Raw genomic sequence first — 19130 nt, 5'->3', positions numbered from 1 at the left:
GAAAGCGGAAATCGTATTAGTATGTCGGCTGGGCGCCCCGCCCCAGACCATGAGGAGGCCGCATGCCGATCCCCGTCTCTCCCCCCGCCGCCGAGCGGCAGCTCTTGCGCGACACGGTCCGCAGCCGCATCCGTGACGCGATCATCGACGGCACGCTCGAGCCGGGCGAGCGACTGCACGACGACGAGCTGATCGCCTGGTTGCAGGTCTCTCGCACCCCCATCCGCGAGGCCCTCGGCGACCTCGTCCGGGCGGGCCTGGTCGAGATGGCCCCGAACCGCTACACGAAGGTCGCCACCCCCAAGGCCGAGGAGGCCGTCGAGGCCGTGCAGACCCTGGGCGTGCTCTTCGCCGGCGCCGTCCGCCTCGCGGTGCCGAACCTGACGGCCGAGGTCACCCGCGACATCGTGCGGGCCATCGACGTCTGCCTCGACGACCTCGCCCGCGAGGACGGCCCGGCCCTCAACGCCCACGCCGTCGCCCTGTTCTCGACCTACGTCGAGCACTGCGGCAACCCGGCCCTCGTCAAGGTCTGCTCGGACGTCACCGACGGCCTCGCCTACAAGCTGCGGGTGCCCAACATCGTGCAGGTGCTCCACTGGGACTCGATGGCCCAGTCGTTCGTGGCCCTCCGCCGGGCGACCGAGGCGGGCGACCCGATCGCGGCCGAGTCGGCCGCCGCCGAGCTGCACGCCCTGCCCGGCCCGCACCCCCTCCCCTGACACGGCGCCCGTCGGCACCCGCCCCGGCAGACGCAGGCACCGGCCTCTGCCGCGGCAGACACCGGCACCGGCACCGGCACGGGCACCGGCGGTCAGGTCGCGATGACGTCGTCGACCTCGCCGACGAGCTCCTCGATGATGTCCTCCAAGAACAGCACGCCCGTGGTGACCCCGTCGGCCGAGACCGACCGGGCCACGTGCGCCCCGACCCGTCGCATCGAGGCGAGGGCGTCCTCGAGGTCGGTGTCGCGGCCGACCGCGCCCAGGCGACGGATGCGCTTCTCGGGCACGGGCGACGCGAACGACACGTCGTCCGTGAGGTCCATGACGTCCTTGAGGTGCAGGTAGCCCGTGGGCTGTCCCTCGCCGTCGGTGAGCACGTACCTCGAGTACCCGCGGGCCGCCACGGCCCGCTGCACGTCCGCCGGGGTCGACCCCGGAGCCAGGTGGACCATCTCGTCGAGCGGCACCTCGACGTCGCGCACCTTGCGGGTCGTGAACTCGAACGCGGCCGAGAGGGTGCCCGACGAGTCCGACAGGGTGCCCTCGCGGGTCGACTGCCGCACGATCGTCGCGACCTCGTCGAGGGTGTACGAGCTCGTCGCCTCGTCCTTCGGCTCGACCCGGAACAGCCGCAGCACGCCGTTGGCCACCGCGTTCAGCGACCAGATGACCGGCTTGAACACCGTCGCGACGAACACGAGCGGCGGCGCCAGGATCAGGGCGGCGCGGTCGGGCACCGAGAACGACAGGTTCTTCGGGATCATCTCGCCGACGACGACGTGCAAGAAGGTGACGAGCACGAGCGCCACGACGAACGCGACGACGCCGATCGCCTCGGCCGACAGGCTGGTCAGGCCGAGCGGGATCTCGAGCAGGTGGTGGATCGCCGGCTCCGAGACGTTCAGGATGACGAGAGAGCAGACCGTGATGCCGAGCTGGCTGGTGGCCAGCATCAGCGTCGCGTGCTCCATCGCCCAGAGGGTCTTCTTCGCCGCCTTGCTGCCGGCCTCCGCCCGCGGCTCGATCTGCGAGCGGCGGGCGGAGATGACGGCGAACTCGGCGCCGACGAAGAAGCCGTTGACGACCAGCAGCACGACGAGCCAGACGATGCCGGGCAGGTACTCGCTCATCGGGTGATCCCTTCTCGCAGCGACGCGACGACGCGGTCGTGCTCGGTCGTGGGTGCCACGGCGTCGAGGCCGTCGGCGGGGTCGGGGGCAGGCACGAACCGCAGGCGCTCGAGGCGCCCGTTCGCGACCCGCTCGACCCGCAGGCTGCCGCTGCCGCCCTCGAGGGCGACCTCGTCACCCACCTCGGGCAGGCGGTCGAGCCGGTCGATGACGAAGCCGGCCACCGTCTCGTAGTCGCCGTCGTCGGGAACCCGGATGCCGGCCCGGTCGGCCAGCTCGTCAGGCCGCAGCGACCCGTCGAACAGCACGGTGCCGGCCTGGCGCACGATGCCCACCCGGGCCCGGTCGTGTTCGTCCTCGAGCTCGCCGACGAGCTCCTCGACGACGTCCTCGAGGGTGACGAGGCCGGCGGTGCCGCCGAACTCGTCGCGGACGACGGCCATCTGCAGGCCACCGTGGCGCAGCAGGCCGAGCAGCGAGTCGGTGCCCATGCTCTCGGGCACGAACCGCGCCTCCTGCATGAGCGAGGTCGAGCCCACGGAGGCGCGCTCGGCGAGCGGGACGGCGAACGCGTGCTTCACGTGCACGACGCCGACGATGTCGTCGCTGTCGTCGCCGATCACCGGGAACCGCGAGAACCCCGAGGCCAGGGCGGCCTCGACCACGTCGGCGGCCGTGCCGGTCGAGGCGATGGTCGTCATGCGGACGCGCGGCGTCATCACCTCGGAGGCGTCGTGCTGCGAGAAGCGCAGGGTGCGGCCGAGCAGGGTCGCGTGGTCCTGGTCGAGCTGCCCCTCGAGCGCCGACCGGCGCACGAGCGAGCTGAGCTCCTCCGCCGAGCGGGCCCCCGACAGCTCCTCCTTCGGCTCGATGCCCAGGGCACGGATGGCGGCGTTGGCCGTGTCGTTGAAGAGCACGATGAGCGGCTTGAAGACGGTCGTGAACGCGACCTGGAACGGGACGACGAACTTCGCCGTGGCCAGGGGCAGCGCCAGCGCGAAGTTCTTCGGCACGAGCTCGCCGACCACCATCGAGAACAGGGTGGCGAGCACGATGCCCGCGACGCTGCCCACGACGGGCACCGCCCCGGCGGGCACGCCCACGGCGTCGAGGGGGCCGCTGAGCATCGAGCTGATGGCGGGCTCGAAGGTGTACCCGGTCAGCAGCGTGGTCAGCGTGATGCCCAGCTGCGCGCCCGAGAGGTGCGTCGAGGTGATGCGCAACGCCCCGATCGTGGGACCGAGGCGCTTCTCGCCCCGGTCGCGCCGCGCCTCCAGCTCGTTGCGGTCGAGGTTGACCAGCGAGAACTCGGACGCGACGAAGAAGCCGGTGCCGACGGTGAGCACGAGGCCGATGCCGACCATGACCCACTCATTCATGTCGCCCCTCCCCGTCCGTGACGACCGTGTGGGCGGTCAGGCGTGGGAGAGGCCAGGGCATGTGAGAGGGAGGTTCGTCCATGACCGAGAACAGTAAGCAGCCTCGCCGCCCGTCACCTGGGAACGTGCAGCCGGTGCACGACGGGCCGAGGAGGCGCGGGTCAGGTCGACGAGGACGAAGGGGCCGGGACGGTCGGCGACGGGATCGTCGGCGGCAGGGCCGGCGGGGTGGCCCTGAGGTCGGCCACGCGGTCGGCGGGTTCGGTGCGGGCGAGGAACCCGATGCGCGACTCGCGGACGTGCCAGCCCATCAGCTCGGCGGCCGCCGCCTCGTCGCCCGCGTCGATGGCCGAGAGGATGCGGCGGTGGTCGGGCCAGAGCCGCTTGCCGCGCGAGAACGTGTCGAGGGCGTACAGCCACTCGATCTTGTTCGAGAGCTGACGCAGCAGGGTGCCGAGCGTGGCGCTGCCGCTCAGGCGCGCGACGCCGACGTGGAACCGGTCGTTGAGCTCGACGAGCCGGTCGAGGTCGCCCGCCTCGACGGCCTCGTCGCCGTCGTCGAGCAGCTGCCCGAGCTCACGACGGGTGCGCCACCAGTCCTCGGGCGGGCTCGGTTCGCCGAACAGCCCCCGGGCCCGCAGGGCGGCCCGCCGGGCGGTCGAGATCTCGAGCGCCTCGCGCACGGCGAAGAGGTCGTCGGCCTCGTCGACCGGGATCGCCGCCACCCGGCTGCCCACGTTCGGCGTCGACACGACGAAGCCCTCGGCCTCGAGCGCGCGCAGCGCCTCGCGCACCGGCACCCGCGAGACGCCGTGGCGACGGGCGACCGACGCCTCGGTGATGCGGGTGCCCGGCACGAGGCTGCCGTCGACGATCTCGCGCCGGAGGGCGTCGACGAGCACGACGGGGGGCGTGCCCTCAGAGGGCGAGGCTGGCACCGGGGATGGCTCCCAACAGTTCGGTCGTGTACTCGGCACGGGGCGACAGGAAGATGTCGTCGACGCTACCCCGCTCGACCACGGCACCCTTGCGCATCACCACCACGTCGTGGGCGATCTGGCGGACGACCGCGAGGTCGTGGGTGATGAACAGGTAGCTCAGGCCGAGCCGTCGCTGCAGGTCGCCGAGCAGCTCGAGGATCTGCTCCTGCACGAGCACGTCGAGCGCCGAGACGGCCTCGTCGCAGATCAGCAGCTCGGGCTCGAGCGCGAGCGCCCGGGCGATGGCCACGCGCTGCCGCTGCCCGCCCGAGAGCTCGTTGGGCCGGCTCTGGGCGACCGAGCGCGGCAGGGCCACCTGGTCGAGCAGCTCGGCGACGCGCTGCCGACGCGAGGCGCGGTCGCCGACGCCGAAGATCCGCAGCGGCTCGTCGATCAGCCGCTCGACGCCGTACGAGGGGTCGAGCGAACCGTACGGGTCCTGGAAGACCGGTTGCACCCGGCGCCGCAACGCCCGTCGCGCGGCGCCCCGGCTCGCGGTGATGCCCTCGCCGTCGATCAGGGCCGACCCGCTCGTGGCCGACTCGAGGCCGAGCACGATGCGGGCGACGGTCGTCTTGCCAGAGCCGGACTCGCCCACGATCGCGGTCGTCGTGCCGCGCGGCACCTCGAACGAGACGTGGTCGACGGCCCGCACCTGCTCGCCACGGCGACCCCGGAGGCGGAACTCCTTCACCAGGTCGGTGACGGTCAGGATCGAGTCGACCCGCGCCTCCTTCGCGTCCGTGCCCTCGTCGAGGACGGTCTCGCCGCGACGCAGCGCGGTGGCCGAGGCCAGCGTGGGAGCGGCCGCGACGAGGCGCTTGGTGTACTCGTGCTGCGGCCGGCGGAGGATCTGCTCGGGCGTGCCCTGCTCGACGACGCGGCCCTCGAGCATCACGACGATGCGGTCGGTGCGGTCGGCGGCGAGCCCGAGGTCGTGGGTGATGAACAGCAGCGACGTGCCGCGGCTCTCGACGAGCGTCTGCAGGTGGTTGAGGATCTGCCGCTGGACCGTCACGTCGAGCGCGCTGGTCGGCTCGTCGGCGATCAGCAGCTGGGGCTCACGGGCCAGGGCGATCGCGATGAGCACGCGCTGGCGCATGCCGCCAGAGAACTCGTGCGGGAACTGCCCCGCCCGGCGCTCGGCCTCGGGGATGCCCGCCTCGGTCATCAGGGCGACGACGCGGCGCTGCACCTCGTCGTGACCGCGCAGGCCGTGGGTGCGCAGCGCGTCCGCGATCTGCGCGCCGACCTTCATCGACGGGTTCAGGTTGGTCGAGGGGTCCTGCGGCACCAGGCCGATGCGGGCCCCGCGCACCTGACGCATGGGGGCCTCGGTCGCCTGCGCGAGGTCGAGGGCGTCGCCGTCGGGCCCGGCGAGCACGATCGACCCGCCCGTGATGTGACCCGCCCCGGGCAGCAACCGCAGGATGGCCGCGACCACCGTCGACTTGCCCGAACCGGACTGGCCGACGATCGCGACCCGTTCACCGGGGCGGACGTCGAGGTCGACGCCGTGAACGGCGGGGGTGTCGCCGAACGAGACGCGCAGGTCGCGCACGCTCAGCAGCGGTCGAGGCGCCGTCGTCGACCCGGACGAGGAGGCGCGGGTCGGGTCGGTCGGCGGGGTCGCGTTCTCAACGTCCTGCGGCATAGGCCTGGGCTCCTCGGGGGTTGGCGGCGGCGGAGAGCACGCCGGTCTCGGGGTCACGGGACACGCTCGACAACCGGCCGAGCGACCAGTCGCCGGCGCGGGTGACGACGTGGCCGCGGGCGACCAACGCGTCGATGACGTCGTCGCCCAGGCGGTCCTCGACCACGACGCCGCCGGGCGTCCAGGTGCGGGGCCAGAAGCTGCCGGGGAACGACGTGGTGTGCAGGGCCGGGGCGTCGATCGCCTGCTGCGGGGTGTAGCCGCCGACGATCGTGCGCAGCAGGTAGAGCAGCTGCCACTGGTCCTGCTGGTCGCCGCCCGGCGAGCCGAGGGCGACGACGGGCTGGCCGTCCTTCAGCACGAGGGTCGGGGTCAGCGTGGTGCGCGGACGGGTGCCGGGCTCGAGCGTCGAGGCCGTGCCCTCGTCGAGCCACGACATCTGCAGCCGGCTGCCGAGGCAGAAGCCCAGCTCGGGGATCGTCGGCGACGACTGCAACCAGCCGCCCGACGGCGTCGCCGACACGACGTTGCCCCAGCGGTCGACCACGTCGAGGTGGCACGTGTCGCCGCGCGTCTCGCCGGTCGGCTCGGTGAACGGCTCGGCCAGGCGGTCGGCCGGAGGCGCGGTGCCGGTCGGCGGGGCGTCCTCGGCGGGCGCGGTGGCCCCAGGGCTCGACGCGGAGGCGGTGCCCGAGGCGCTCGAGGCGGTCGGCGCGGCGACCGTGGGCTCGCCGACGCCGGCGGGCGCCTCGCTGAGGGCCGGCGGCAGGTACTCGGTGCGCATCGTCGGCAGGGCGTACGGCTCACGCCCGGGGACGTCGCCGGGACGCAGCTCGTGCGACGCCCGCTCACCGATCAGCGCACGGCGATCGTCGGCGTAGGCCGACGAGAGGAGCGCGTCGAGCGGCACGTCACCGGGGCCGTACCAGGCCTCGCGGTCGGCCATCGCGAGCTTCTGCGCCTCGACGATCGTGTGGGCTCCGTCGGCCGTCGACGGGTCGAGCAGCTCGTCGTCGAGCGGTTCGAGCAGCGCCAGCACCTGCAGCAGGGCCGGGCCCTGACCCCAGGCGCCGGTCTTGGCGACGGTGTGGCCGCGGAACCCGACGGTGGTCGCCGGCTCGGTCGTCGCGCGGAAGGCGGCGAGGTCGGCGGCCGTGATGACGCCCGCGTGGTCGGTGCCCGACGAGTGACGGTGCGGAGTGCGGACGAACGCGTCGATCGCCTGCGCGACGTGTCCGCTGCCCCACTCGACCCGCGCCTCCTCGATCTTCGCCTCGCGGGTGGCGTCCGGGCCGAGCGCGTCGCCGGACGCGACCAGCTCGTCGAGGACGGCCGCGTAGGCCGGGTTCGTCAGCAGGTCGCCCTCGCGGGGCACCTCGCCGCCCGGCATCCACTGCGCGGCCGACGTGGGCCAGTGCTCGGTGAACAGGTCGGCGACGGTCTCGATGGTCGACGCGACGCGCGCCACGATCGGGTGGCCGTCGCGGGCGTAGCCGATCGCGTAGGCGAGGACGTCGGCGAGCGACCAGGTGCCGTGCTCGGCCAGCAGCTTCAGCCAGGCGTCGACGGCTCCGGGGACGGCGGCGGCCAGGGCTCCCGAGCCGGGGACCAGCTCGAGGCCCTCGGCCAGGTAGTGCTCGCGCGTCGCCGCGGCGGGGGCGGGGCCCTGACCGACGAGCACGGTCGGGGCGTCGGGCGCCTCGGCCGTCGCGTAGATCGCGGTGAGGTCGCCCCCGGGGCCGTTCAGGTGGGGCTCGACGACGTGCAGCACGAACGCTCCGGCGACCGCGGCGTCGAACGCGTTGCCGCCACGCTCGAGCACCGACTGCGCCGAGGCCGTCGCCAGCCAGTGGGTCGACGAGGTCATGCCGAAGGTGCCCCGCAGGTCGGGGCGGGTGACGAACTCGTCGGGGGTGGTGTAGCTCACGAGGGATTCACTTCCGGTCGCTGGCGGTGGGGTCGAGGGCGTCGCGCAGGGCGTCGCCGAACAGGTTGAAGCCCAGGCAGATCACGGCGATCGCGAGACCCGGCACGACGGCCGCGAACGGCGCCTTCGCCAGGTACTGCTGCGCGTCGCTCAGCATGATGCCCAGACTGGCCGTCGGCGGCTGGATGCCGAGCCCCAGGAACGACAGCAGGGCCTCGCCGATCACGGCGACCGGCATGATGACCGTCGCCTGGACGATGATCGCCGAGACGCAGTTGGGCAGCACGTGCTGGAAGATCACGCGGAGGCCCGTGGCGTCCATGGTCGTCGCGGCCAGCACGAAGTCGGTCGACTTGATCCGCAGCGTCTCGCCGCGCACCACCCGGATCATCGTCGGCACCTGCGCGATGCCGAGGGCGACGACGGCGTTGCCGAGGCTCGGACCGCTGATCGCGGCGAGCGCCACGGCGATGATCAGGAACGGGAAGGCCAGCATCACGTCGGTCAGCCGCGAGATGACGCCGTCGAGCCAGCGCCAGTAGCCGGCCAGCAGGCCGAGCGGCGTGCCCACCACGACGGCCAGGAGCACCGAGAGCACGCCCACCTGCAGCGAGACGCGGATGCCGTACACGGTGCGCGAGAGGATGTCGCGGCCGAGGTCGTCGGTGCCGAGGACGTAGCCGACCGTGCCGGGCACCTGGAAGGGCAGCTCGAAGTCCACCCGAGTCGGGTCGTAGGGAGCGATCAGCGGAGCGGCGAGCCCGGCGAGCAGGACGACGAGCAGCATCACGCCGCCCGCGATGCCGAGCCGGTTGTGCCGCAGCCCGCGCCAGACCCGGCCCCGGGCCGACCCGAGGCCCGCCCCCTGGGCGGTGGGTGTCTCGATGACGGTCACGATGCGCCTCCTACCCTGATGCGCGGGTTGATGACGGAGTACAGGACGTCCACCGCCAGGTTGATCACGATGTAGCCGACCGTGATGATCAGGACGACGGCCTGGATCACCGGGTAGTCGCGGGTGAAGACCGAGTCGAGGGTCAGCTTGCCGAAGCCCGGCAGCGCGAAGATCCGCTCGGTGACGACGGCACCCGAGATGAGGCCGCCGAGCTGCAGGCCGACGATCGTCACGACGACGATCATCGAGTTGCGCAGCCCGTAGCGCATCAGAACCCGGCCGCGGCCGAGGCCCTTGGCCCGGGCGGTGCGCACGTAGTCGGTCTTCATCGTCTCGATCATCGAGGCGCGGGTCTGCCGCATGATGACCGCGGCCAGGCTCGTGCCGAGGATCAACGCCGGCAGGGTCAGGTGGTAGAACGCGCTCGCCGGGTTCTCGGCGACCGGCACGTAACCCGACGCCGGGAAGAGGCCGAGGCCCGCCGCGAGCCAGAGGATCGCGAGGATGCCGAGCCAGAAGTTCGGCACCGACAACCCCACGAGGGCCGCGGCGTTGGCCATCCACTCGGGCCAACGACCGCGGTACCGCTCGGCGACGACGCCGAGCGCGACGCCCACGACGACGGCGACGGCGATCGCGTAGAGCGCCAGCCACAACGTGACCGGCAGGGTGGCACCGATCAGCTCGGTGACGGGCGTGCCGGTGCGGGTCGACTCGCCGAAGTCACCGCGGACGGAGTTGCCGACGAACCGGCCGTACTGCACGAGCAACGAGTCGTCGAGGCCGAGGTCGGCGCGGATCGCGGCCACGCGCTCGGGCGTCGCCTCTTCGCCGGCGAGCGCCAGGGCCGGGTCTCCGGGCAGTTGGCGGACGCCCCAGAACACGACGATCGAGGCGATCACCACCGTGACGGCCGATTGCCAGAGCCGGGTGAGCAGGTAACGGGTCATCGGGTCACTCCCCCTCGACGAACGCGGCGTCGCTGAGCCGCACGACGCCGTCGGCGTACGTGGACACCCCCGCCACCTCGGTCGTCAGCGCGGTCAGGCTTCGGGTGCGGTACAGGTAGATCAACGGTTCGTCCTCCTGCACCTGGGTCACGACCTCGCCGTACAGCGCGGCGCGCTCGTCGACGTCGATCGAGGCGGCGGCGTCGGCCAGCAGCTCGTCGACCCGGGCGTCGCTGTAGCCCGAGTAGTTGTTGCCGCCACCCGTCCGCAAGAAGTTGACCATGTTGCCGTTGGGGTCGACGCGGCCCGACCAGCCGAGCTGCAGGGCGTCGAAGTCGCCCCGCGACTGCACGTCGAGCAGGGTCGAGTACTCGACCGGCGTGATCGAGAGCCGGAACCCGCCGTCGGCGACCTGGGCCTGCAACGCCTGGGCGAGGCGCAGCGTGTCGGCGTTGTTGCTGACCTGCATCTCGATCTCGTAGGGCGTCGTCACGCCCGCCTCGGCGAGGAGGCGCTTCGCCCCTTCGGGGTCATAGCCCGGGCAGTCGTCGCTGGCGGCCGTCGCGAACGGACTGGTCGGCGGGATCGGCGAGCAGGCGGTGTCGTTCCAGCCCCCGAACACGCTCTGCACGAGCGAGTCCCGGTCGATCGACATGGCGAGCGCCTGGCGCACGCGCACGTCGCTCGCCAACGGGGTGTCGATCTGCACCGGGTCGGTGCCGACGCCGTCCTGGTTGCCGATGTTCACCGTCAGCCCCTGGTAGCCGAACGAGCCGACCTGCAGCACGGTGACGCCGTCGTCGGCCATCAGCGCGTCGACGTCCATGGTCGACATCGAGTCGGCCACCTGCACGTCGCCGGCCCGGACGTTCGCGGCGCGGATGCTCGCGTCGGTGATGATGCGGTACGTGATCGTGTCGAGGTGCACGTCGTCGGCGTCGTAGTAGAGCGGGTCGCGCTCGACCGTGATCGACGTCTGCGGCACCCGGTCGACGAACTTGAACGGGCCGACGCAGACCGGGGCGTCACCGAAGTCGTCGCCCTCGGCCTCGAGCGCGGTCGGCGACATGATCATGCCCGCCCGGTCGGCCAGGGCCGCGGTCAACGGCGCGAAGGGACGCTCGTAGGTCAGCCGCACCGTGTCGTCGTCGAGCGCCTCGACGCCGGTCACCGGGCCGAGCTCGCTGGCCCGCGACGAGTCCGGCTTGTCGAGGTGCCGACGCAACGTCGTGACGACGGCCTCGGCGTCGAACGGGGTGCCGTCGGCGAAGACCGCGTCCGTGCGGAGGGGGATGTCCACCGTGAGCCCACCGTCCGACAGGCTCGGCAGCTCGGTCGCCAGGAACGGCACGAGGTCGCCCTCGGCGTCGATGTCGTAGAGCTTCTGGCACATCGTCTCCATGACGTAGCGCGTGTAGAGCGACGACGACGTGGTGGGGTCGAGGGCGTCCGGCTCGGCCGACAGCGCCATCACGAGGTCGCCGCCCTCGACGATCGTCTTGTCGCCGATCGGGGCGGTCGTGACGTCCTGTTTCACCGGCGGGTTCGTGCCGGCGGGTTGCTGCGGGACGCAGGCCGTGAGGGCGAGCGCCGCCGCGGCCGCAAGGGCCGGCAGCACGAGGGCCCGGCGGCGGGACGCGCCCGCGGGGCGGGATGCGCCCGCGGGGCGTGACGCACCGGCGGGGCGTGACGCACCGGCGGCGCGGGACGCGCTCGCGGGGCGTGACGCACCGGCGGCGCGGGACGCGCTCGCCGTGCGGGACGGGCGGGGTGGGCGGGCCATCGGGCCTCCGATGCTCGGGTGGTATCGGTCTCGTCGACGCGGATTGCATACAATCGCGCCGCACGCCCCAGTTTTGTATACGAATTGTTTCGCGCGGGTAAAACGTCTGCCGGGCAATCCGTCCCTGCCTCCTTCGCCCCGCTCGCCCCGCTCGCCCCCGCGGGAGCGAGGTCGCACCACGTTCGCGTCATCGCACCACGCTCCGGGCTGGTTCGATGACGCGAGGGTGGTGCGACCCGGTGTCGGAGCACGGTCTGCATCGGGGCAGGGCACGGGCGACGTCGGCGGTGTCGGCGTCAGGGCAAGGGCAGACCGGCGAGACGGAGGTTCGCCGCCAACCGTGGCGGGTGCAGGACCTCGTCCCAGATGGTCCGTGCGAAGCCCCGCACCTCAGGGCGGTTGCGGATGCGGTCCTCACGGATCTTCTCGTCGACGACGACCTGCTGGGGAGTGCGCCCCTTCAACCATCGGGCGTGTCCGTACTTGACCCGCCCGTCGTACTCGAGGACGACGCCGAACTGCGGCCACCAGAAGTCGACGACGTCCACGAAGAGATCGTGGTCACCCCAGGGGAAGCGCTTCTGCAACACGGGCGGAGGGGCGCCCAGCTCGTGCAGGACCACACGCGTCAGCGACTCGCCGGGCGACTCCGCCTCGGGCGCGGCGAAGTCGACGGCTCGGCGAGCACTCGGCAAGCCCCTGACCGGGCCACGCCCGTCGAGCACTCGACGCACGTCGGCCTGGGTGACGAGACGCTTGCGGACCATCGCGTCCAGCGACACCACGGCATCGCGGAACGGCGACGTCAGCGCGAGGTCTGCGGCCGTCCGGACCGGGGCGGTGACGGTGAGCGGAGGGAGCGCGCGCGCCTCCTCGTCGGGAAGCGGCCCCGGGTGCCGGACGACGTTCGCCGTCATCTGGGTCGTCCTGCGGTCCGGGTCGACGACGTGGACCCGAGCGGGCAAGGGCGCGAGCAGAGGGACATCCCAGCAGGCGGCAGCCGAGACGTGGGAGACCACCACCCGCGGTGCGAGGCGAGGGACGACCGCCGCGAGACGGATGAGATGTCGTTCACGAGAGGACGCCGACCGCCAGGCCGCGGCGTCGACGGCGGCTCCTCGGCAGAGCCGGATCAGCTCTCCGCGCTCGACGGCTCGACGCACGGACTGGGACTCGCGACCACCGCGCTCGAGGCGCTCGGATCGGATGACGTGGGGCAGGTGTTCCATCACGTCTCGACCCTGACGCCTCGTGCTCGCCCGTCGGCAGTTGTCCACAGGCCGACGACGAAGTCGCACCACCTGAGCGTCGTCGAACCACCGTTTTGGGTGGTTCGACGACGCGAAGGTGGTGCGACCTCGGGGGCACGGCGGGCGGCGCGGGCCGCCCGGGCGGGGCTACTTGATGGCGGCGCGGATCTCGGCGGCGGCACCGGCGACGTCGTCGGCCGAGTAGATCGCGGCACCGGCGACGGCGACGTCGGCCCCGGCGTCCTGCACCGAACCGACGGACGACGCCTTCACGCCACCGGCCACCGAGAACGGGACGCCCGACGCCCTGCCGGCCTCGAGCAGCGTCTCGAACGTGAAGCCCTCTTCGGCCTGCTCGTCGAGCCCGGCGTGCATCTCGACGAACTCGGCGCCGAGCGCGACGACCTCCTTCGCGCGGGCGGCCTTGTCGTGCACGCCGATCAGGTCGACGACGATGCCCTTGCCGTGCTCCTTGGCGGCCTTGACCGCGCCGGCGATCGTGCTGTCGCCGGCGACGCCGAGCACGGTCACGAGGTCGGCGCCGGCCTTGAACGCCTCACCGGCCTCGAGCTCGCCGGCGTCCATCGTCTTGAGGTCGGCGAACACGATCTTGTCGGGGTGGGCGTCCTTGATCGCGGTGATGGCCCGGAAGCCCTCGGCCTTGATCAGCGGGGTGCCGAGCTCGATGATGTCGACGCTCGGGGCGGCGGCGGCCGCCAGCTCGAGGGCGGCGTCGGTGGTCAGGGTGTCCATGGCGAACTGGAGCTTCATGTCGTTCTTCTCTCTGTGGATCGGATGGTCGGGTCGGAAGGGTCAGGAGGCGCGGTACCCGTCAGGAGGCGCGGCACCGGTCAGGAGGCGCGGCGCGGCTACTCGAGGTTCGCGTGCCGCGGCCACAGCTCGTCGGCGTCGGCGCCCGAGCGCTTCCACAGGGCGTGGAAGACGGCGTCGCCTAGGAGGACGACGGTCTGTTCGAACAGTCCACCGGCGTACTGGGCCGACGCGGTGCCCGAGCGGTCCTGCTTGTCGGCCGCCGGGACGACGAGCACGGCCTCGGCCAGGTCGGCCAGGGGCGAGTCGGCCGCCGTGGTGATCGCGGCGACGCGGGCGCCGGCGTCGACGGCCGTGCGGGCCGCCGCGACGATGCCGGACGTGGTGCCCGAGCCGCTCGCGGTGAGCAGCACGTCACCGTCGGCGATGGCGGGCGTCGTGACCTCGCCGACGACGTGCACCTCGAGGCCGAGGTGCATCAGGCGCATGGCCGTCATGCGCAGGGCGAGGCCCGAGCGGCCGGCGCCGTGGACGAAGACCCGCTCGGCGTCGTCGACCAGGTCGGCGAACGCGTCGAGCTGGCCGGAGGTGTCGTCCTCGCCGGCGTCGGCGTCGAGCACGGCCGAGACGGCGGCGTCGACCTCGTCGGCCACGAGTTCGAGGGCGGTGGCGACCGAGCCCTGGTCGTCGGGGGGCGTGCTGTCTGTGTGGGTCACACGTCCCACCTTGCTCGCCCCGCGCCTCCGGACGTCCAGGTTCGTCCCGGACGCCGTCGGCCGGCCTGCGACCAGAAGGGGGGCCACCGCGCACCCGCACTGGGGGCAGCCCGGCGCGGACCGGCCTCCTAGCCTGGACCAGGGGGACGAGACACCGCGAGACACCCGAGGAGCACCACGTGACCAGGACGGTCGACACACCCGCGCACCCGACGCGCAGCTACGAACGACTGCGCCCCGCCATGCGCCTGTTCTACCTGTGGACGCTCTCGCGTTCGCGCCACGTGCCCTCGCCCCGCGGACGGCCCACCTACCGTGCGGACTCCCCCGACCCCGACACCGTGCTGCTGATCGGCACCGGCCCGACCCACGGCTTCGGCGTGACGAGCCACGAGCAGGCGCTCACCGGCCAGATCGCCAAGGAGACCTCGAAGGAGACCGGGCGCGCGTGCTCGGTCGACTACATCGGCGACGAGATGATGAACGCCGGGTCGGCCCGCTCGTGGATCGGCGACCACGACCTCAGCCTGTACGACACCGTCGTCGTGATGCTCGGGCTCAACGACGCGGTCATGCTGACCCCGCTCGACAGCTGGCAGCGCGACGTGTCGGCCCTCGTCACCGACCTCACCCGCCGGGTGCACCCCACCGCCCGCATCGTGCTGGTCGGCGTGCAGCCCGTGCGCTCGGTGACCCGGTTCGACAACCCGTTCGGCTCGGTCGCCGACCGGCACGCCGCCCGCATGAACGAGATCACCGAGCGGATCGCCTCGTCGCACCCGGCGACCTCGTACTTCCGCCTGCCCGCGGGCGAACTGCAGCCCGGACGCCCGCACGGCTGCGAGACGATGTACCGCCAGTGGGGCGCCGTGGTCGCCGACCGGGTCGCGCCGACGCTCGACGTGGTCCGTCGAGGCGAGACGGTCGAGCACATCGGACGCACCTCGGTCGCACCGGTCGTGCCCGAGCGGGTCGCCGCCCAGCTCGAGGGGGCGCGGCGCCTCGCGGCGTCGGTGGCCGCTCCGGCACCCGCCGTGGCACCCACGCCGTGGGCGGCCGCACCCGCGTCGCCGGCGGCGTCCGCGGCGTCCGCGGCGCCGCCGCCGGTCGACCCGATCGCGGCCCGGCTCGAGCACGCCCGGGCCGAGGTCGCCCGACTCGAGCAGGCCAGGGCCGCGGCCGACCGTGCCGTGGCACCCGCGCCCGCCGTCGAGGGGCCCGCCGGCCCGACGACCGCACCGGCGCCCGCGACCGACGCCGCGCCTCCTGCCCTCTCGACCGACGCCGCGCCTCCTGCGCCCGTCACCGACGCCGCGCCGGCGGCGCCCGTCACCGACGCTGCGCCGGCGGCCCGCCCGCGACGGGTGCTGCCCGAGCCGACCTTCGAGTGGTCCGGCGCCGAGAAGCTGGTCGAGCTCGCGAGCACCGGCGGCTCGGACACCCTGCAGGACCTGGCCCGCCGCGCCGAGAAGGAGTTCGGCGTCGACGTCGCCGTCGTCTCGCTGCTCGACGGCAAGAAGTTGTACTACGCCGTCAACACCGAGCTGCTGCCGGTGTCGATCCCCCGCGAGCTGACGTTCTGCGACGTGACCGTGGCCGCGGACGCCCCGGTCATCGTCGAGGACGCCCGCAAGGACGACCGCTTCAAGGACAACCCCTACCTCGACCTGAACCACGGCTACTTCTACGCGGGGCACCCGATCCACTCGTCGTCGGGCGAGGCGATCGGCACGTTCTGCCTGCACAACACGCGGCCCCGCAAGGCCAAGAGCGTGTCGAGCGAGAAGCTGGCCGAGTTCGCCCGCCTCGCCGAGCTCGAGCTGCAGAGCTACGAGACGGCCGAGGGCGGGCACGACCTGCCGCCGATGTACGAGACCCGGGAGGCGGCGGTCGCGGCGGCCCTGTCGGCTCGCGCTCCCCAGGCGGCCGCGCTGGCACAGGGCGTCGCCGACGCCGCGGTCGGCGTCTCGACGCCGGTCGCTGCCGAGGCGTCCGCCACCGTTTCTGCACCGGTCGCCGTCGCCGCACCGGTCGCCGTCGCCGCAGCGGCTGCCCCCGCCGCACCCGCCCCCGCACGCGTCGGCCGCCACGCCGCGCCCTGACGCCGGCCCCCGGCGAGGTCGCACCACGTCCGCGTCGTCGAACCACCCCCGAGCGTGGTTCGACGACGCGACGGTGGTGCGACCTCAGGCCGCCGGGGCCGTCGAGCCGCCCTTCCGCTGCTTCAACCAGAGCACCAGCACGAAGCTGAAGATCACGAGCACCATCCACGAGCCGATCTTGCTGGGGTGCACGAGGCTCCAGCCGTCGGCCTGCGAGGCGTAGGTCCAGGCCCCGAGCAGGGTCGCGACGTTCTCGGCGACCCAGATGAACACGCCGATCAGGGCGAACGACACGAGCAACGGCATGCGCCGGTCGACGCCCCGCACGCGGAAGGTCACCGACCGCCGCGCGATCAGCAGCGTGGCGACGCCGAGCAGCACCCAGCGCAGGTCGGTCACCCAGTGGTTGGTGAAGAAGTTGACGTAGAACCCGACCGCGACGGCCATGGTCGCCGCCATCGGCACGGGGTCGACGCGCAGGTCGAGCCGGCGCCACGCCTGGCAGACGTAGCTCGCGACCGCCGCGTACATGAAGCCGCTGTAGAGCGGCACGTCGCCCACGCGCAGGACGCCCGGTTCGGGGTACGACCACGATCCGACGGCGACCTTGAACACCTCGAGCCCGAGGCCCAGGACGTGGAAGACGCAGATGACGAGCAGCTCGTCACGCGTCTCGAGCCGCGTGACGACGAGGACGACCTGGACGAGCAGGCACCAGACCAGCAGGGCGTCGTAGCGCGGGACGCCCACGTCGACCACGCGGGTGACGGCGAGCCCGGCGAAGATCGCGACCGCGAACGCGCACGAGAGGGCCTGGGCGCGGCCGAAGGCCAGCAGGTCGAGCAGGCCCTCGCGCGTGCGGGCGACGCGACCCAGGTGGTGACGCGGCACGATCTCGACGGCGGACACCGCGCCTCCTCGGTTCGTCGTGGGCCCGTCCGACGGACCGCGGCGTCGCCCCGACAGGTGCGACCCCGTCCACGCTACGAAGCCCGCGGAGGCGCGACGTCCGTCCCGAGGACCACGCGCCTCCCCCGCGGGTCGCGTCCGCGACGCCGACGCCCCCGCGGACACGCGAGAGCCCCCTCACCGGGCGGGTGAGGGGGCTCTCGTGGGGTGCTCGTCGGCGTCCCGCGCTGCGGGTCGCTGGTACGCACCGTCGACGGGCCGGGCGTCAGCCCGTCCGAAGTCGTGCGCCGGGCCGGGGCCCGGGGTGGTCAGATCTGGTCGTCGTCGACCAGGCCCGCCACGAAGGGGTAGCGGTCGGCCACGTACTCGTGGAGGTCGGGGTGGACGAGGGTGTCGAGGGAGGGGAGCGAGGGGGTCATGGTGGGCCGTTCAGTCGAGGTCGTCGGTGTCGTCGAGGGCGGTGTCGAAGTACGACACGTGGTCGCCGACCTGGTCGGCGAGGATGCGCTGCGCGAAGGTCATCGAGCCTGCCTCAGGCCGACATCGCGTGGGCCGGGGCGGCCACGAGGAAGTCGGCGTAGGTGGGCTCGTCGACCGCGGCGACAGCCGAGACGGAGGCGGCGACGGGAGCGGCGAGCGAGACGGCCGCCGCGCGGGCACGACGCCGACGCGGGTAGGTCTCGATGCGGGCCGCGGGGACGCGGGGGTCGCGGCGGTAGAGGCCGGAGTCGACCCGACCGGTGGTGGCGCGGGTCGCCGTGGGGCGGGCCGAACCCACCGTGCCGCGGACGAGGGAGACGAGCTGCTCGTGGCCGAGGCCCTGGAGGGAGGTGCTGCTGATGGTCATGTTCTTCTCATTTCTGGTGACCCTGCGCCACCTGAGGAACCTGCTGGAACGTGGGACGCCGCCCGTGAAGTCGGTGCCCGTACCGCCGTGAACCGGTACGTCGACAACTCTGACAGGTGAGTAGCTAGATGATCTAGCCAGATCGTCGAGAGTGCGCATTGCGGACATGGCGGGCCCGGTCCAGCTTCGGATCTGTGTTCTTCTTCGTTTTTCTGCTTTTGTCTTGTTTTCGGCCCTGAAGCGTCGTACAGTCGGCGCAACGGCGGGTCGACCACAGCCGAACGGACATCAGCAGCACGGCGAGACGACGAGGAGGTCGCATGTACGCCACCGAACGCCACGAGTCGATCGCCGAGGCCCTGCGCTCCGACGGCCGCGTCTCGGTCAGCGACCTCGCCCTCCGTCTCGACGTCACGGCCGAGACCGTCCGGCGCGACCTCGACGCCCTCGAGCAGTCCGGTCTGCTGCAACGGGTCCACGGCGGTGCCGTCGCCGCGGGCCGCTCGAGCGTCACCGAGCTCAGCCTCAGCGAGCGCGAGACCCGGCACAGCCCCGAGAAGACCACGGTCGCCCGGGCCGCCGCCCACCTCGTGCCCCCGACCTTCACCGGGTCCATCGCCCTGGACGCCGGCACCACGACGGCCGCCGTCGCCGCCGAGCTCGCGCGCTGGACTCCCGCGACCCCCGGCACCGTCCTCACCGTCATCACGAACGCCGTGCCCATCGCGGCCCTGTTGCAGCACAGCGCGCACGTCGACCTGCACCTGCTCGGCGGTCGCGTCCGCGGCCTCACCAGCGCAGCCGTCGGCACGAGCACGGTCGAGCAGATCCAGGCGCTCCGCCCAGACATCGTCTTCGTCGGCGCCAACGGCCTGAGCGCCGGCTTCGGCCTGTCGACCCCCGACGAGTTCGAGGGGGCCGTCAAGTCGGCCTACGTGCGGGCCGGGCGCCGCGTCGTCGCCGTGGTCGACCAGACGAAGCACGGCGAGGAGGCGCTGGTGCGGTTCGCGCGCCTGGCCGAGGTCGACACGGTGGTCACCGACGCGACCCCCGCCCCCGACCTGGCCGACGCCCTCGAGCTCGCCGACGTCGAGGTGATCGTCGCGTGAGCG

At 72.9% G+C, this 19130-nt stretch carries 16 protein-coding genes; 3 read left to right on the top strand and 13 right to left on the bottom strand.

Features of this window, described 5'->3' with window-relative positions; translation table 11 throughout:
• Positions 1-62: 62 nt before the first annotated feature.
• Entirely contained in the window at positions 63-722 is a 660-nt protein-coding gene (locus tag AC3CCI_RS10465; RefSeq protein WP_354594851.1) for a GntR family transcriptional regulator, read from the top strand.
• Positions 723-814: 92 nt separating this feature from the next.
• Here the strand turns inward: AC3CCI_RS10465 and AC3CCI_RS10460 are convergent, their stop codons facing one another.
• From AC3CCI_RS10460 to hxlB, 11 genes are all read right to left on the bottom strand, one after another.
• Positions 815-1855, bottom strand: a complete 1041-nt coding sequence (locus tag AC3CCI_RS10460; RefSeq protein WP_354594852.1) for a hemolysin family protein — start codon at positions 1853-1855, stop codon at positions 815-817.
• Positions 1852-3234: a hemolysin family protein gene (locus AC3CCI_RS10455; protein ID WP_354594853.1), complete on the bottom strand. Its 1383-nt coding sequence runs from the start codon at positions 3232-3234 to the stop codon at positions 1852-1854. Before AC3CCI_RS10455 ends, AC3CCI_RS10460 begins: the two co-directional genes overlap by 4 nt.
• A gap of 161 nt (positions 3235-3395) precedes the next feature.
• A complete protein-coding gene (locus AC3CCI_RS10450; protein ID WP_488627143.1) occupies positions 3396-4136 on the bottom strand; it encodes a GntR family transcriptional regulator in 741 nt (246 codons plus the stop codon).
• A gap of 16 nt (positions 4137-4152) precedes the next feature.
• Entirely contained in the window at positions 4153-5868 is a 1716-nt protein-coding gene (locus AC3CCI_RS10445; RefSeq protein ID WP_354594855.1) for a dipeptide ABC transporter ATP-binding protein, read from the bottom strand.
• Positions 5852-7795: a gamma-glutamyltransferase family protein gene (locus AC3CCI_RS10440; RefSeq protein WP_488627142.1), complete on the bottom strand. Its 1944-nt coding sequence runs from the start codon at positions 7793-7795 to the stop codon at positions 5852-5854. Before AC3CCI_RS10440 ends, AC3CCI_RS10445 begins: the two co-directional genes overlap by 17 nt.
• 7 nt (positions 7796-7802) lie before the next feature.
• Complete coding sequence (locus AC3CCI_RS10435) at positions 7803-8690, bottom strand: ABC transporter permease (protein ID WP_354594857.1); 888 nt, start codon at positions 8688-8690, stop codon at positions 7803-7805.
• Positions 8687-9640, bottom strand: a complete 954-nt coding sequence (locus AC3CCI_RS10430) for an ABC transporter permease (protein ID WP_354594858.1) — start codon at positions 9638-9640, stop codon at positions 8687-8689. The genes AC3CCI_RS10435 and AC3CCI_RS10430 overlap by 4 nt, the downstream gene beginning before the upstream one ends.
• Positions 9641-9644: 4 nt before the next feature.
• On the bottom strand, positions 9645-11423 hold the full coding sequence (locus AC3CCI_RS10425; protein ID WP_354594859.1) for an ABC transporter substrate-binding protein: 1779 nt from the start codon (positions 11421-11423) through the stop codon (positions 9645-9647).
• 296 nt (positions 11424-11719) lie between these two features.
• Complete coding sequence (locus AC3CCI_RS10420) at positions 11720-12652, bottom strand: hypothetical protein (protein WP_488627141.1); 933 nt, start codon at positions 12650-12652, stop codon at positions 11720-11722.
• A gap of 168 nt (positions 12653-12820) precedes the next feature.
• Complete coding sequence (gene hxlA / locus AC3CCI_RS10415; RefSeq protein ID WP_354594861.1) at positions 12821-13444, bottom strand: 3-hexulose-6-phosphate synthase; 624 nt, start codon at positions 13442-13444, stop codon at positions 12821-12823.
• Between the two features lie 98 nt (positions 13445-13542).
• Positions 13543-14160 (bottom strand): 6-phospho-3-hexuloisomerase, encoded by a 618-nt coding sequence (gene hxlB / locus AC3CCI_RS10410; RefSeq protein ID WP_488627140.1) that lies wholly within the window; start codon positions 14158-14160, stop codon positions 13543-13545.
• A gap of 179 nt (positions 14161-14339) precedes the next feature.
• Between hxlB and AC3CCI_RS10405 the strand changes: the two genes are divergently transcribed.
• Positions 14340-16262, top strand: a complete 1923-nt coding sequence (locus AC3CCI_RS10405; RefSeq protein WP_488627139.1) for a GAF domain-containing protein — start codon at positions 14340-14342, stop codon at positions 16260-16262.
• A gap of 84 nt (positions 16263-16346) precedes the next feature.
• Here AC3CCI_RS10405 and AC3CCI_RS10400 read toward each other — a convergent pair whose 3' ends face one another.
• Together AC3CCI_RS10400 and AC3CCI_RS10395 are read right to left on the bottom strand one after the other, a co-directional pair.
• Complete coding sequence (locus AC3CCI_RS10400; protein ID WP_488627138.1) at positions 16347-17171, bottom strand: DUF817 domain-containing protein; 825 nt, start codon at positions 17169-17171, stop codon at positions 16347-16349.
• Positions 17172-17703: 532 nt separating this feature from the next.
• Positions 17704-18018: a hypothetical protein gene (locus tag AC3CCI_RS10395; protein WP_488627137.1), complete on the bottom strand. Its 315-nt coding sequence runs from the start codon at positions 18016-18018 to the stop codon at positions 17704-17706.
• A gap of 320 nt (positions 18019-18338) precedes the next feature.
• Between AC3CCI_RS10395 and AC3CCI_RS10390 the strand changes: the two genes are divergently transcribed.
• Positions 18339-19127 (top strand): DeoR/GlpR family DNA-binding transcription regulator, encoded by a 789-nt coding sequence (locus AC3CCI_RS10390; RefSeq protein WP_354595622.1) that lies wholly within the window; start codon positions 18339-18341, stop codon positions 19125-19127.
• The last annotated feature ends 3 nt before the right edge of the window (positions 19128-19130 follow it).

It is taken from the genome of Frigoribacterium sp. CF331, assembly GCF_057787905.1.
The sequence above is the reverse complement of the archived record's forward strand: the minus strand, read 5'-3'. Positions and strand labels throughout refer to the sequence as shown.